This is a genomic window from Klebsiella sp. 10-1 (genome assembly GCF_009758445.1).
Classification (GTDB): Bacteria; Pseudomonadota; Gammaproteobacteria; order Enterobacterales; family Enterobacteriaceae; genus Klebsiella; species Klebsiella scottii.
In genome coordinates this window covers 89024-104218 of sequence record NZ_WQRE01000005.1, presented here as the reverse complement: position 1 = coordinate 104218, position 15195 = coordinate 89024, and the positions used below count along the sequence as shown (strand labels likewise).

The window sequence follows — 15195 nt, the reverse complement described above, 5'->3', positions numbered from 1 at the left end:
GGCATCCTCATAAGGACCTGATATGCCGCGTATTTCTCTTTCATGGGTCATTATTCTCGGGCTGCTCTCGGGCATCGGCCCGCTCTGTACCGACTTCTATCTGCCGGCGCTGCCGGATATCACCCGTCAGCTGAATGCGACCAGCACGCAAACCCAGCTCTCGCTGACCGCCGCGCTGCTCGGGTTGGGTCTCGGCCAGCTGTTTTTTGGCCCGCTAAGCGACCGCATCGGCCGCCGCAAGCCGCTGATTCTCTCGCTGCTGCTGTTTATCATCTCCTCGGTCATGTGCGCCCTGACGCAGGATATCCATCTGCTGATTGTATGGCGCTTTTTGCAGGGCTTCGCCGGCGCGGGCGGCTCGGTGCTGTCGCGCTCGATTGCCCGCGATCGCTATCAGGGCGCGCTGCTGACCCAGTTCTTTGCCCTGCTGATGACCGTCAACGGCATTGCTCCGGTTCTGTCGCCGGTGCTTGGCGGCTACATTATCACCGCCTTCGACTGGCGCGTGCTGTTCTGGGCGATGGCGGCGATCGGCGGCGTACTGCTGCTGTTAAGCCTGGCGATCCTGCACGAAACCCTGCCGCCGAAAAGCGCCGCTACCTCGCGTAAAGCGGGCGGCACGTCGGTGCTGAAAAATCGCCGCTTTATGCGCTACTGCCTGATTCAGGCCTTTATGATGGCCGGCCTGTTCTCCTATATCGGCTCGTCGTCCTTCGTGATGCAGAGCGAATTTGCCATGAGCGCCATGCAGTTCAGCCTGCTGTTCGGCCTGAACGGGATCGGGCTGATTATTGCCGCGCTTATCTTCTCCCGCCTGACGCGCCGCTTTTCGGCAGAGTCCCTGCTGCGCACCGGGCTGATGCTGGCGGTGCTGTGCGCCGCCGGCATGCTGCTGTTCGCCTGGCTGCGGCTGCCGCTGCCGGCGCTGATCGGCCTGTTTTTCACCGTGTCGTTTATGAGCGGCATCAGCACCGTGGCCGGGGCCGAAGCGATGAATGCCGTTGATGCCGGACAGTCGGGCACCGCGTCCGCGCTGTTAGGTACGCTGATGTTCGTCTTTGGCGGCATCGCCGCTCCGCTCGCCGGACTCGGCGGTGAAACCATGCTGAAAATGAGCCTGGCAATGGCGATAAGCTATTCTCTGGCCCTGCTGTTGAGCCTGAAAAAACCCGCAGCGGTACGCTAGCCCACCCTGCGGTAATAAAATATTCCAGTTTTATTACCGCACAATCCCCCGCCATACCTACAAATATCTTATTATCTGCCGTACGCTAATCGTGATAACCTTCACATGAATGGAATAATTAATTCCTTAGAATACCTGCCATTGTGAATAATGAGGTTTTGTTATGAGTATCGACCTGAGCAAACTGCTGACCGAGCGGCGCAACGCGAATAGCGCCAATATTGACACCCTGTCTACCGTTGAGATGCTGACGGTGATTAACCAGGAAGATCGGCTGGTGGCCGAGGCAATTACCCCCTATTTGCCGCAGATCGCTCAGGTTGTCGACAAGGTCGCCGCGGCGCTGCAGGCGGGCGGGCGCCTGATTTACATCGGTGCAGGCACCTCCGGTCGTCTGGGGATCCTCGACGCCAGCGAATGTCCGCCAACCTTCGGCACGCGTCCGGAGCAGGTCGTAGGGATTATCGCCGGCGGGCATAAGGCCATTCTTAGCGCGGTGGAAAACGTCGAAGACAATAAAGCGCAGGGCGCAATGGACCTGCAGAACCTCAATTTCAGCAACCGCGACGTGCTGGTTGGCCTCGCCGCCAGCGGGCGGACGCCGTACGTCATCAGCGCGATGGAGTATGCCCATAGCCAGAACGCGTTTGTCGCCATCGTCAGCTGCAATCCGCACGGCGAGATGGCCCGGCTGGCGGACGTCGCCATCACTCCGGTCGTCGGCCCGGAAGTAGTGACCGGTTCGACCCGCCTGAAAGCCGGCACCGCGCAAAAGCTGGTGCTGAATATGATTTCGACCGGGGCAATGATCCGCGTCGGGAAGGTTTACAGCAACCTGATGGTTGACGTTGAGGCCACCAACGCGAAGCTTATCGAGCGTCAGGTCTCCATCGTTATGGAAGCGACCGATTGCGATCGCCCCGCCGCCCAGCGCGCGCTGGACGCCTGCGGTCGTCACTGCAAAACGGCCATTGTGATGGTGCTTGCCGATCTTAGCGCCGAAGAAGCGCAGTCGCTGCTGGCCAAAAATAGCGGCTATATCCGCAAAGCGCTGGGCAACGCCTGGGCGCCAACAGACAGGTAACCTGCAATGGCAAAAATAAATAAAGAGATGATAGCGCGGATCCTTGCCCACGTCGGCGGAGCCGGAAACGTGGCGCAGGCGGGTAACTGTATGACCCGCCTGCGCCTGACGCTGCGTGACGAAGCGCTGGCCGATAGCGCCGCGATTCGTCAGGTTGAAGGCGTCATGGGGGTTATCGTCAGCGATGAGCAGTTCCAGGTCGTACTTGGCCCGGGAAAAGCGCAAACCGCGGCGGAAATGATGAACGCCATGCTGGAGGATGCGCCGCAGGGCGCCCCGTCGCTGGCCGATGCCGCCGCCGAGAAGAAACAGGCGCTGAAGAGCAAGCAAACCAGCGGGGTGCAGAAGTTTCTCGCCAAATTCGCCACTATTTTTACGCCGCTGATCCCCGGCTTTATCGCCGTCGGCCTGCTGCTCGGCTTCGCTACCCTGGCAGAGCAAATCTTCGTCCTGGAGAGTGCCCACCCTAACGCCAGCCTGGTGGCGCTGATCGGCTATATGAAGATCTTCAGCAAAGGGATGTTTACCTTCCTGAGTATCTTAATCGGCTATAACGCCCAGAAGGCGTTTGGCGGCTCCGGGGTCAACGGGGCGATTATCGCCTCGCTGTTCGTCCTCGGCTACAACCCGGAAGCGACCAGCGGATTTTACGCCGGGATCACCACCTTCTTCGGCCACGGCATCGACCCGCGCGGCAATATTATCGGCGTCCTGATCGCCTCGATTATCGGCGCATGGGTGGAAAAACAGGTGCGGCGTATCATGCCGGCCAACCTTGATATGATCCTTACCTCGGCGGTCACGCTGCTGATTATGGGCGCGGTCACCTTTACGGTGATCATGCCGATTGGCGGCTGGCTGTTTACCGGAATGTCGTGGCTGTTCCTGCACCTCAACGGTAACCCATTCGGTTCGGCGGTGCTGGCGGGGCTATTCCTGCTGGCGGTGATGTTTGGCGTCCATCAGGGCTTTGTCCCGGTCTATTTCGCGCTGGTGGATGCGCAGGGCTTTAACTCGCTGTTCCCGATTCTGGCGATGGCCGGCGCCGGACAGGTGGGCGCGGCGCTGGCCCTGTACTGGCGGGCGAAGCACGGCTCGCTGCTGCGCACCCAGATCAAAGGGGCGATTATCCCCGGCTTTCTCGGCATCGGCGAACCGCTGATTTATGGCGTCACCCTGCCGCGAATGAAGCCGTTTATCACCGCCTGCATGGGCGGCGCCTGCGGCGGCTTCTTCCTCGGCCTGATCGCGTGGCTGGGCCTGCCGATAGGGCTGAATACGGTCTTCGGTCCGTCCGGCGTGGTGGCGCTGCCGCTGATGACCTCCGGCAGCGGAATTTACGCCGGGATGGCGGTCTACGCGGCGGGACTGGTCGTGTCCTGGCTGTGCGGCTTTGCGCTAACCTGGCTGTTCGGCAGTAAAAACGTCGATTTGAGTTAAGGCGCAGCGCTGGTCAGGGGGCGCCTGGCCGGCCGTTCCCCGATCTGCGCCGCGCTTATGCGGACGGCGACTACCATTTCCTTCCCCGCCGTCCGAACGCGCCCATGCTATGATTCCCTTTTCGCGATATACCACCTGAGGGAAAGATGGGCTCCAGTAAAAAAGGGATGCTAAATGTACTCATAGCCGCCGTGCTATGGGGTAGTTCCGGCGTCTGCGCGCAGTACATTATGCAACAAAGCCAGATGTCATCGCCGTTTCTGACCATGACGCGCCTGCTGTTCGCCGGCCTGATTCTGCTGATGCTCTCTTTCGTCCACGGCGATAAAATTTTCCGCGTCCTGCAGAACCGCAAGGATGCCATCAGCCTGCTGATTTTCTCGCTGTTTGGGGCGCTGACCGTACAGTACACCTTCCTGATGACCATCGAAAAATCAAACGCCGCTACCGCGACGGTGCTGCAGTTCCTGTCGCCGACGATTATCGTCGCCTGGTTCGCGCTGGCCCGCAAAACGCGCCCTCGCCCGCTGGTGCTGGCGGCAATCGGCACTTCGCTGGTCGGCACATTTCTGCTGGTGACCCACGGCAATCCGACAACGCTGTCCATTTCACCCGCGGCGCTATTCTGGGGGGTGGCTTCGGCCTTTGCCGCCGCCTTCTACACCACCTATCCGTCAACGCTTATCGCCCGCTACGGCACCCTGCCGATCGTCGGCTGGAGCATGCTGCTCGGCGGGGCGATGCTGCTGCCGTTCTACGGCGGTCAGGGCAGCAACTTTGTGGTCAACGGCCGCCTGCTGCTGGCCTTCTTCTATCTGGTGGTGATCGGCACTTCGCTGACCTTCAGCCTTTATCTGAACGGCGCGCAGATGATTGGCGGCGCGAAAGCGGGCATTCTCAGCTGCGCCGAGCCGCTGAGCAGCGCCCTGCTCTCGCTGCTGCTGCTGGGCATCACCTTTACGCTGCCGGACTGGCTCGGCACGCTGCTGATCCTGTCATCGGTCGTGCTGATAGCCGTGGATTCACGGCGGCGGGTTCGGGCGGCATAGAAAAGCAATCTACTGATTTTAAACAATTTAAAGTCTGGATGATTTGCGTGTTTTCCACGCTATGCATATAGTTTGGTATCACCCTTTAAGGAGAAGCGCCATGAAAGCGTGTTGGATGTTGTGCCTGGTCAGCGCCCTCAGCGCCACGGCCGCGCGGGCCGAATCGCCGCTACAAAGCCTGCAGTTCGAGCAGCAAAAGCAGCGGGTATTAAAAGCGGTGAAGGAAAAATGCAGCCCGGCGGCAACCCTTAGCGATAACGACTTTGCCAATCAGGTGCTCGCCTCAAAAGAGAATCAAACCTACGTCCGCGAGGCGACCCTGGCAAAAGAGCGTAATAACCAGAAAAACTACCGGGCGGCTATCGACAAGATTACCTGTCCGGCACAGTGATCGCGCTCGCGACGCGGCCAGCAGGCCGCCCGCCGCGCAAATAAAAATACCTGTCAGTTACGCCACTGGCAGGTATTTTTGGTGTTAATCGCCGCTTTATGCGCCCGCGCGCAGGCCACCTCAGATTTTCGGAATAATAAGATCCCCACGCAGCATGCTGCCACCGAGCATTTGCGTCTTTTCCGTCAGCCAGTTGACGATCCGCATCGCCATCACATCCATCGAATACTCAATCGCCGGTATGGTCGGAATACCGGGCAGCTGTAACGATCCCGCCAGGCTAAAAACCATCACCTTTTCCGGCACCGCGCGACTGAACGCCTGCAGCTGCGGGACAACCCGCTGCGCCTGCTGCTCATCCGCAACCAGCAGCGCATTGAAATTCAACGTCGTCGCGTTGCTCACCAGCTCCTGCACCGCCACCGAAGGCGAAGTGCTGTCGAGGAACACCAGGTTACGATTAAACGGCAGGAAGTTTTTCTCCAGCGCATGCTTGTAGCCCAGCAGCACCTGATCGGCAAAGCCGCTCCCCTCGGGATGGATAAGCGCAATCTGGCGTCGACCTTGGCTAATCAAATAGTTACAGGCGGTTTCCGCGGCAAAGGCGTGGTCAAACTGAATGCTGTTTGCCCCTTCGCTCTCGAGGCAGTCAATCAGCGCCACGTCCGGCCTGTCGATATTCAATGGAAAGCGGGCGCCGATAATCAGGATATCGTCGCACAGGCCGCAGCTGAGCTCTTCGAGCGAGTTCATCACCCCGTCGCGGGTGTTCGCAAAGCGCAGCAGGAGATGCTTTTGATGCTGGCTGAGCTGTTTTTCCAGGGCATACAGATAGCTGGTGGTTTGGTTGATATTATCCTGCGCGCAAATCACCCCGATGCAGCCCGTGCTCTGGCTGAACAATGATTGGGCAATCATATTTGGCCGGTAATTGAGTTCTTCAGCCGCCTGCAGTACCGCCTGACGACTGGCCTCTTTGACTCCGCGAGAACCGCTCAATACGCGTGAAACCGTGGCCTTAGAGACGCCAGCCAGCCGTGATACATCGTTGATTGTAGACATCATTCTCCCCTGACAGGGTCGGGCCGATCCCTGTAAATCTTAAAACCTGAATCGCTTCAATAGTAACCAACGGCAGTATATCCGTTTCCTTTTTTATTTGGAAACCGATTTTCCGTTTCATGGAAAATCATCGCAGAAACCACGGAATTATGTGAGCAAAATCTAATTAATCAGCCCTTACCCCGTTAGTTCTTGACGGTTATCACAGTTCTGTTTTTTATAAATGGAAACCGGTTTCCGTCTGATATCAAATCATCCACGCAATAACTTTTTACATTTTGAGGATGAGTGCCGATGTACAAGATTATGCTGTGCTGCTCTGCGGGGATGTCCACCAGTCTGCTGGTCAGGAAGATGGTCGATGAGGCGAAGGAACGTAACCTGCCGGTGCAGATAGACGCCTACGGCGTTTCCGAATTTGACATGCAGTTTCCGCAATACCAGGTGGTGCTGCTCGGGCCCCAGGTAAAATACATGCTGAAAACATTATCTGAGAAAGCCGCTTCCCTGAATATTCCGGTCCAGCCGATAAACGCTATGGACTACGGAATGCAGCGGGGAGATAACGTCCTGGATTATGCTCTGTCGCTGATAGCAGCGGCGCATTAAGAGGTGTGCAAATGAGTTCTCTGTATCAGTCCATGATTGCCGTGATCGAGCAATCTATTACTCCGCTGGCAGGACGCCTTGGGCAGCAGAAATACGTTATCGCCATCCGCGATGGCTTCACTGCCGCATTGCCGTTTATGATCATCGGCTCTTTCATGCTGGTATTTATCTTTCCTCCTTTTTCACCCGACACCACCAACGGTTTTGCCCGCGGCTGGCTGGATTTCTCACAGCAGTATCGTGAACAGCTGATGCTGCCGTTTAACCTGAGCATGGGGGTCATGACCTTCTTTATTTCCGTCGGGATTGGCGCCAGCCTCGGCCGCCAGTTTCAGCTCGACCCGGTGATGTCCGGCCTGCTGGCCTTTATGGCCTTCCTGCTGGTCGCGGCGCCCTACGCTGACGGCAAAATTTCCACCCAGTATCTGTCCGGCCAGGGGATCTTCACCGCTTTAATTACCGCCATCTACTCCACCCGTATTTACGCATGGCTGAAGCGGAATAATATTACTATTCGCCTGCCCAAAGAGGTGCCCACCGGCGTCGCGCGCTCGTTCGAAATCCTGATCCCGGTGCTGGTGGTGATCGGTACGCTGCACCCGCTGAACCTGTTTATCGAAGCGCAGACCGGTATGATCCTGCCGCAGGCGATTATGCATCTGCTGGAACCGCTGGTGTCGGCCTCCGATTCCCTGCCGGCGATTCTGCTCTCCGTGCTGATGTGCCAGATTTTCTGGTTCGCCGGGATCCACGGCTCGCTGATTGTGACCGGGATTATGAACCCGTTCTGGATGGCGAACCTGTCGGCAAACCAGGCGGCGCTGGCCGCTGGCGCCGCGCTGCCGCACGTTTATCTGCAGGGCTTCTGGGACCACTATCTGCTGATTGGCGGCGTGGGCTCGACGCTACCGCTGGCTTTCCTGCTGTTGCGCAGCCGCGTGGCGCACCTGCGGACTATCGGCAAAATGGGCATCGTGCCAAGCTTCTTCAACATTAATGAGCCGATCCTGTTCGGGGCGCCGATTATCATGAACCCGATGATGTTTATCCCGTTCGTGTTCGTGCCGATGATCAACGCGGTGCTGGCCTACGGCGCAACGCGTCTCGGCTGGCTGACTCAGGTGGTCTCGCTGACGCCGTGGACCACGCCGGCCCCCATCGGGGCCTCCTGGGCCGCCAACTGGACCCTGAGCCCGGTAGTGATGTGCGTCATTTGCATGGTGATGTCTGCCGTCATTTACCTGCCATTCCTCCGTGCCTATGAACGCTCATTAATGAAAACCGAAGTCGAAAAAGCCAAAGGCGCCGTTCCGGTCGCTGAAACCGTAAGCCAGTAATAGTCGGGAAATACGCTCTCAGCGCTATTTCCCGGAGCGTCCGATAAAAATAACACCGTCATCAGGAATTATGCGGAAAAGGGACTTTCGCCGTACGCTTTAAATAATAAAGTTAATACCCTCAGGAAATATTATGATCGAATTAGAAGACGCGGTAATGGAAATTATCGTGAATGCTGGACAGTCACGCTCATTATGTTTCGAAGCGCTTCACGCCGCCCGCCACGGTAATATTGATGAAGCCAAACTGCTCCTTAATGAAGCCGATGGCTACGCCCGCCGGGCGCACCAGATGCAGACCCGGCTGATCGAGCAGGATGCAGGCGAGGCGCGCCAGCCGATGACGCTGATTATGGTTCACGCTCAGGACCATCTGATGAGCTCGCTGCTGGCTCGCGAATTTTCACAGGAAATTATTCACTTATACCAACGTTAATATATATCCGTCATCCTGCCGCTTTCCCTGTCTATTAACCGGGGCGGGATGGTTATTATCTTAATATATAAATTATTACACGCGAGATAATTATGAATAATGTAAAAATGCTGCCATTAGCAATGGCGGTCGTTGCCGCGCTGTGCCCAGTTTCTGTATTAGCGCAAGATTTTACTCAGCAACAAATAGACGCCATTGTGGCGAAAGCCGTTGATAAAGCGCTGGCCGACCGTCAGGCCAAAATCGATGCCGCCGCTGATAAAAAGGTGGACGTCATTACCAACCCTCAGACCACCGCGGCCTCGCCGGATATGGCTATCCCGTTCGGCCTCAAGTTTAGCGGCTACGCCCGCTACGGCGCCCAGTTCCAGACCGGCGATCAGAAGTTCGTCGGCGTCGACGGCTCCTATAACGGCGCGTCGGCTATCGGCCGTCTGGGCAACGAAGGCAACGGCGGCGAATTCCAGATAACCAAGGCCTTTAAGAGCAGCCAGGGCGCTATCTGGGATATTAACGTCATGTTCGACCACTGGAGCGATGAAGTTAACCTGAAAAAAGCCTACGTCGGCGTCACTAACGTCCTCGAATCAAACCCTAACGCCTATATTTGGGCCGGTCGCGACTTCCACCAGCGGCCGCAGCAGGGGATCAACGATTACTTCTGGATGAACCACGACGGCCAGGGCGCCGGGGTGAAAAACTTTGATATCGGCGGCGTGCAGTTCGACGTGGCGGGGGTCTCACAGGTTGAGTCCTGCAGCCCGGAGGTGATGGCCGATGAATCCAACCCGTCGCGCATCACCTGTACCGGCGGCTCCGGCACCGGCGATAACGGCCACTATGCGCTGACGTCAAAAATCCACAATATGAAGGCTGGGCCAATCGACGTTGAGGTGTACGCCAACTACGGCTTTGATTCAAAAGCGGTGGATAACGACGCGCAGCTCGATGCCTGGCAGGGCGGCCTGGTGCTGAGCCATACCAACGACGGCGGGGTCAACAAAGTAATCCTGCGCTATTCAGATAACTCGGATAACAGCGTCTATAACAAAACCGACGATCTGACGGCGATTTACGCCAGCTTTGAGGGCAGCCACAAGTTTACCCAACAGGCGCAGGTGGAGTATCTGCTGGCCTTCCATGATTACGATAACGGCAAGGACAATACCGATAACCGTAAAAACTACGGCGCGATTATCCGTCCGATGTATTTCTGGAACGATGTGCATTCAACCTGGCTGGAGGCCGGCTATCAGCGCGTTGACTACGATCGGGGCGGCGACAACAAGGGCTGGAAGCTGACGCTGTCGCAGAACATCTCTATCGGGATGGGGCCGGAATTCCGGCCGATGCTGCGCTTCTACGTCACCGGCGGCCAGGTGGATAATCAGCATACCGCCAGGGTCAAGGGCACCAGCAGTGAGCAGCTTGACTCGTTGAACGTCGGCGGCATGTTCGAGGCCTGGTTCTAAGCGCAGAAACGGTCCCGGGTCGCGGCGTGAATGCCCGGCCCGGGTTCGCTCGGCGTAGCGCCTCGGGGCGACAGCGATTATATCCGCACCTTCGTGGTGACCAGCAGTCCGGTCAGCAGCATCAGGGCGCCCGAGATCACCAGCGGCGATAGCAGGCCCAGGTGGTCCAACGCCACGCCGCCAACGGCGGCCCCGCAGGTGTTCGCCAGCTGAATCACCGCGACCTGGATCGAACCGGCTTTTTCCGCCTGGTCTGACAGCGAACGGGTGATCCACGTTGACCAGCCCACCGGGATCAGGGCGAAGGCGAAGCCCCAGATAATCGCCACCGCGGAGGCCACGGCCTGGCTTTCCCCCCACAGCACCAGCACCGCCGCGCAGACCGCCAGTGCCAGAGGCGCAACCGCTAAGGCGGTTTTCACCGAGCGTTTCAGGAGCATCGACGACAGCGAGGTCCCGACAAAGCTGGCAATACCAAAGCTCAGCAGCACCAGCGTCAGGCCATCAACGTCAAAGCCCGCGAGGGTCATATAGACCGGGCGAATGTAGGTAAAGAAGGCAAACTGTCCGGCAAAGGCCATGAAAATCGCGCACATACCGGCCATCACGCCGGGACGCCTCAGCAGGCCCAGCATGTTTTGCTGTTGCTGCGACGCTTCGCCAGGCAGCGAAGGCAGCGCCTTCAGCACCCAAATCGTACACAGCACGCCCATCACCGCCGCCGCGTTAAAAACGTTGCGCCAGCCGATAATGCCCCCAAGGAAACTCCCCAGCGGCGCGGCAATCACCAGCGCAATCGACACCGCCCCGAAGATCACCGACAGCGCCTTTGGCACCACCCGCGTCGGAACCAGGCGCATCGTCAGCGACGCGGACATCGCCCAAAATCCCCCTAGCGCCATCCCCAGGCAGGCACGCCCCACCAGCAGCAGCCAAAAGCTGTTGGCAAAGGAGACCAGCAGGCAGGAGAGCGTCAGCAGCACGGAAAACAGTATCACCACGTAGCGGCGATCGGTGGTGCGGATAATGGACGTAATAAACAGGCTGGCAAACATTGCCACAAATGCGGTCGTGGTGACCGACTGTCCGGCCATCCCTTCGGAGATACCTAAATCCTGCGCCATCGGCGTCAGCAGGCTCACCGGCAGGAACTCAACGGTTATCAGGCAGGCCACGCAAAAGGCCACCGCAAAGACCGCCGACCAGTTTGGCCGCGCTGGCTGGCTGGCATGTGACGTGGATGCATTCGAAGGAGTCATTAGTTACCTGCATGGTTGAACACGGGGAAGCCGCGCAGTGTACCATTTTAAATGTGACGAATTTAACGTTTTGACGACTTTTCAGGCTTTACAAGACCTGCGCAGCGGATCGTATCACCGGAAAATCGTGCTAACGGGAAAGCGGGGCAACACGCCCGGTGGGCTGGCGCGGAAGTGACTCAACCTCGTGCAAAACACGGGTAAGAGGGGCTGGTGTCAAGGAGCATCGCCCGCTGCGCCGGCGGCGGGCGGCTATCGGTCATCGCGCCTTACGTGCCGCCGTTACCAGGCCGCAAATCCACTCCTGATGCCCGTTAATCATCGGATTCGGCACGCTCGCCGCCAGCGTCTGCGCCGGAACGCCCTTCTGCGACTCCTGGGTCAGGATACGCACGCGGCCGCCGGGTAAATCCTCGAACAGCCAGGCATGAATGACGTCAAGACGCGTGGTTTCGTCGCCCTCCGCCCAGCCGTGCCAGGCAACGCGCGCGGCCTGTCCGACGGCCGGCGGAACGTATTCAACGATCTGCGCCTCAATCGGAAAGCCGAAGGTTGAGAAACGAAAGCGCGCATTCGCGCTCAGCAGCGGGCCGCTGTCGGCATCAACGTGGATATCCGCAACGTTGCTGTAGTAGGTCGGCCAGCGCGTCGTATCGTCGAGCTGGGCCCAGATTTCCGCCGCCGTCAAACCGCTGACGATGATTTCGTTGGAGGCAAAATTGTCGGTAGTTCCCGGCAGATACGCTTCCGGCCAGACGATGGCGCTTTGTTGGGTGGGCTGGTGCATCATTAACCTCGTGAGTGAACAGACTTTACGAGGTCAATGATGCGTCGGGGGATGATATAAATCGAATCACCATTTCGGATAAACATCATCACCGATAGTGATATCAGTGCAGCCAGTGAACGCCATCTTCCGGTAAAAACAGGGCGTTATAGCGCTGCTGCAGGGCGATAATTTCGCTCAACTCCGGCTCCAGCTCGCGGAGAAACCCCTGCGCCAGGCGGATCTGCGCATCGGTAATCGGCGCCGCCAGGCGAGACTTTTGCATCAAACGATACCAGTAGTGCAGGTTCTGCTCGCTGCTATCGACGACGCCGACCTGCCAGATAAGCAGAACCTGAGCCGCGTTTTGCAGATGCGCTTCGTTGGGCCGCTCAAGGTAGCGCAGGTACTCGCTTCCGGCGGTTTTTCCCAGCTGATCGATCATCGATTCCAGCGGGACGGGAGTAATACCCAGCCGTTCGCTCAGACGACGAATCGCACGACGAGAATCAGAGGTAAGTACCCGAAATCCTACAACAAATACTACCACCAGCGTGGCCAGTCCTAACCAGATCATGCTTCCTCTCACTCTATCGCAGCCCCACTATCATAATGGGAATTTGCGCGCTGTCGACTCCCGGGCGTACCATAATGTGACTTATCGCGGCTGCGGAAAGCTATCATGAAATCTGATATCAGAAACCTCGATCTTAATCTGCTGAAAACGCTGGATGCGCTGCTCAATGAACGCAGCGTCACCCGCGCAGCCCAGCGGCTGGCGCTGACGCAGCCGGCGGTGAGCGGCATGCTTACGCGGCTGCGCGATGCGTTTAACGATCCGCTGTTTATCCGCGCTCCGCATGGCATGATCCCGACCCTGCGCGCGCAGGCGCTGGCTTCGCCGGTAAAGCAGCTGCTGACCGATGCCGAAGCCCTGCTGCAGCCCGCCGTTTTCGAACCGCTTAACGCCGATTTCACCTGGACTATCGCCGCTACCGACTATGCGCTGAAAGCGGTGATCGTGCCGTTTATTGCCGCCCTGAAGCCGCTGGCGCCGGGGATCCGCGTGCGCATTATTCCGGAGTCTCCGTCCACGCTGCTGGCTCAGGCCGAACGCGGAGAGGTTGATATTGCGCTCCTCACGCCCCCTTCAACGCCGCCCGAACTCCACGGTCGGGCGCTGTACCACGAAGAGTACGTCTGTCTGCTGCGCGCCGACCATCCCCAGGCCGGCGCGCCGCTAACGCTCGACCAATTCTGCGCGCTGGAACATATGCTGGTGTCCTGGGAGGGTGACAGCTTTCGCGGGGTGACCGACGAGGCGCTGGCGGCAATCGGCCGTAGCCGGCGGGTCGGATTATCGGTGAGCAGCTTTTTGGTGCTCCCGGAAATACTGGCGGTAAGCGACATGATAGCGGTGGTGCCGCGCCGGCTGGCGACGGTCGCGTCAGGAATGCTCATTGTGCCGCCGCCGCTGACGATCCCGGGGTTTACCAAAAGCATGGCCTGGCACGAGCGCAACCATCGCGATCCGGCTCAGCAGTGGCTGCGGGAGCTGCTCTGGCAGGTGAGCCAGCCTGAAACAATCCCTGGCCCTGCGGCATAAAAAAGCCCGGCGGGAAGGCCGGGCAACGTTACCAATACCTGATGCCTCAGGCGGTCTGCAAACGTTGTTTCTTCTTCTCGCGGCGAATTTTACGTTCTTCAAATACCGCCACGATGGCCATCAGGCAGATACAGCCGATTGCCGCCGCGTCCAGCGCGGCAAAGGTGCCCGCCCAGCCGGTGAGGCCGAAGATCGGCGTGCCGTCGGCAATCATCCCCAGGCCCAGCTTGGCGAAGCTGTCGCCAATCAGATAGGCGAAGGTGCCTTTGATGCCGTCAGCCGCGCCGATGGCTTTTTTCGGCACAAAACCAACGGCCGCGACGCCAATCAGCAGCTGCGGGCCAAAGACTAAAAAGCCGAGGGCAAACAGCGACATCAGATAGACATACTGATTACTGGCATGCTGATAAACGCCGAGAGTCGCAATGATCAGCGCCAGCGCGACGCAGGCTACCAGCGCCCGGCGACCGTTGGCCAGATCCGACAGCCAGCCCCACATCAGGGTGCCGACCAGCGCGCCGACTTCAAACAGGGTAAAGCCCTGAATCGCCACCTCTTTTGACAGCTTAAGCTCCTGGAAAGCGTAGACGGTCGACCACTGGTCGATACCGATGCGCACCACGTAGAGGAAAATATTGGAGAAGCACAGCAGCCAGATGACTTTGTTTTTCAGCACGTACTCCACGAAGATCTGCCATTTGGTCATCGCGCTATCTTCGGTTTCTTTATCTTCTTCGCTGATCTCTTCCCCGAACAGCTCTTCCGCATTGCCGAGGCCGTAGGATTCAGGGGAGTCGCTGCCAAAACGCAGGCCGATAAAACCTACGATCAGCGCGATAATCGACGGGAAGATAAACATCCCGATGACGTGGCCGTCGAACAGATAGTTGGCGCCAAACAGCGCTACCCCTGCCGCGCCCGCGCCGCCGAGATTGTGGGAGATATTCCACATCCCGAGGTACGATCCGCGCTTGCGTCGCGGCGTCCATTTGGTAATCGTCGAGTAGCTGCACGAGCCGCCGGTGCTCTGGAAGAAGCCGCTCAGCGCATAGAAGGCGATCATCAGGAACAGGCTGGTCGACCCGGCGCCCATGCTGGCGCTGAAGCCGAGCATGCAGATGGCGGAGAGGATCAGCATAAACGGCAGGAACTGCTTGGTGTTCTTACCATCCGCGTAGTAGGAAACCAGCGTTTTACCCACGCCGTAGGTGATCGAGAAGCCCAGGCCAATCATCCCCAGCTGGGTCATGCTCAACCCGTAGGTTGAAATCATGTCGTTCTGGGCAATGTTAAAGTTCTTGCGGATCAGGTACATAGTCAGGTAGCCGATAAAGACCACCAGATAGGACTGCATGAACGGTTTAAACCACATCTTGCGCCGCACGTCGAGCGGCAGATCCAGGGTCGGCTTGCGCACCTGGTTTAGAAAGGCCAGCATAGGACACACTCCCGGTTTTCCTTTCATACTTCAAGCCCCAGGCGCGTTGGCGGCTCTCGT

The 15195-nt window shown here is 58.3% G+C and carries 15 protein-coding genes; 10 read left to right on the top strand and 5 right to left on the bottom strand.

Annotated features, from left to right (window positions below):
- Positions 1-22 precede the first annotated feature (22 nt).
- From GO007_RS18625 to GO007_RS18605, 5 genes are all read left to right on the top strand, one after another.
- Positions 23-1186 carry a multidrug effflux MFS transporter gene (locus GO007_RS18625; RefSeq protein WP_095102515.1) on the top strand — a complete coding sequence of 388 codons (1164 nt, stop codon included), beginning with the start codon at positions 23-25 and terminating at the stop codon, positions 1184-1186.
- Positions 1187-1349: 163 nt separating this feature from the next.
- Complete coding sequence (gene murQ / locus GO007_RS18620; protein ID WP_095102512.1) at positions 1350-2270, top strand: N-acetylmuramic acid 6-phosphate etherase; 921 nt, start codon at positions 1350-1352, stop codon at positions 2268-2270.
- A gap of 6 nt (positions 2271-2276) precedes the next feature.
- Positions 2277-3710 carry a PTS N-acetylmuramic acid transporter subunit IIBC gene (gene murP, locus GO007_RS18615; protein ID WP_095102509.1) on the top strand — a complete coding sequence of 478 codons (1434 nt, stop codon included), beginning with the start codon at positions 2277-2279 and terminating at the stop codon, positions 3708-3710.
- Positions 3711-3856: 146 nt separating this feature from the next.
- Positions 3857-4759, top strand: coding sequence for a carboxylate/amino acid/amine transporter (locus tag GO007_RS18610; RefSeq protein ID WP_189339893.1), 903 nt, complete (start codon positions 3857-3859; stop codon positions 4757-4759).
- 100 nt (positions 4760-4859) lie between these two features.
- Positions 4860-5150 carry a YicS family protein gene (locus GO007_RS18605; RefSeq protein ID WP_095102506.1) on the top strand — a complete coding sequence of 97 codons (291 nt, stop codon included), beginning with the start codon at positions 4860-4862 and terminating at the stop codon, positions 5148-5150.
- Between the two features lie 120 nt (positions 5151-5270).
- Here the strand turns inward: GO007_RS18605 and GO007_RS18600 are convergent, their stop codons facing one another.
- Positions 5271-6212, bottom strand: a complete 942-nt coding sequence (locus GO007_RS18600) for a LacI family DNA-binding transcriptional regulator (protein ID WP_095102504.1) — start codon at positions 6210-6212, stop codon at positions 5271-5273.
- Positions 6213-6506: 294 nt separating this feature from the next.
- Between GO007_RS18600 and GO007_RS18595 the strand changes: the two genes are divergently transcribed.
- The 4 genes from GO007_RS18595 to GO007_RS18580 all read left to right on the top strand — a co-directional run bounded on the left by GO007_RS18595 (position 6507) and on the right by GO007_RS18580 (position 10066).
- The gene (locus GO007_RS18595; RefSeq protein ID WP_041143294.1) at positions 6507-6821 is read left to right on the top strand and encodes a PTS sugar transporter subunit IIB; all 315 of its coding nucleotides are present in this window, start codon (positions 6507-6509) and stop codon (positions 6819-6821) included.
- Between the two features lie 11 nt (positions 6822-6832).
- Positions 6833-8158 carry a PTS sugar transporter subunit IIC gene (locus tag GO007_RS18590; RefSeq protein WP_095102502.1) on the top strand — a complete coding sequence of 442 codons (1326 nt, stop codon included), beginning with the start codon at positions 6833-6835 and terminating at the stop codon, positions 8156-8158.
- Between the two features lie 133 nt (positions 8159-8291).
- On the top strand, positions 8292-8594 hold the full coding sequence (locus tag GO007_RS18585) for a PTS lactose/cellobiose transporter subunit IIA (protein WP_095102499.1): 303 nt from the start codon (positions 8292-8294) through the stop codon (positions 8592-8594).
- A gap of 92 nt (positions 8595-8686) precedes the next feature.
- Positions 8687-10066, top strand: a complete 1380-nt coding sequence (locus GO007_RS18580) for a carbohydrate porin (protein WP_095102496.1) — start codon at positions 8687-8689, stop codon at positions 10064-10066.
- A 77-nt stretch (positions 10067-10143) separates the two neighbouring features.
- On the opposite strand, the gene nepI is transcribed toward GO007_RS18580, so the two are convergent.
- The 3 genes from nepI to GO007_RS18565 form a co-directional block, all read right to left on the bottom strand.
- Positions 10144-11325 (bottom strand): purine ribonucleoside efflux pump NepI, encoded by a 1182-nt coding sequence (nepI, locus tag GO007_RS18575; RefSeq protein WP_095102493.1) that lies wholly within the window; start codon positions 11323-11325, stop codon positions 10144-10146.
- Positions 11326-11584: 259 nt separating this feature from the next.
- Positions 11585-12112 (bottom strand): SRPBCC family protein, encoded by a 528-nt coding sequence (locus tag GO007_RS18570; protein WP_095102490.1) that lies wholly within the window; start codon positions 12110-12112, stop codon positions 11585-11587.
- Between the two features lie 103 nt (positions 12113-12215).
- On the bottom strand, positions 12216-12668 hold the full coding sequence (locus GO007_RS18565) for a DUF1198 family protein (protein WP_095102487.1): 453 nt from the start codon (positions 12666-12668) through the stop codon (positions 12216-12218).
- 105 nt (positions 12669-12773) lie between these two features.
- On the opposite strand from GO007_RS18565, the gene GO007_RS18560 reads away from it, so the two are divergent.
- A complete protein-coding gene (locus tag GO007_RS18560; RefSeq protein WP_095102484.1) occupies positions 12774-13697 on the top strand; it encodes a LysR family transcriptional regulator in 924 nt (307 codons plus the stop codon).
- A gap of 46 nt (positions 13698-13743) precedes the next feature.
- On the opposite strand, the gene uhpT is transcribed toward GO007_RS18560, so the two are convergent.
- Positions 13744-15135: a hexose-6-phosphate:phosphate antiporter gene (gene uhpT, locus GO007_RS18555; RefSeq protein ID WP_095102481.1), complete on the bottom strand. Its 1392-nt coding sequence runs from the start codon at positions 15133-15135 to the stop codon at positions 13744-13746.
- Positions 15136-15195 lie beyond the last annotated feature (60 nt).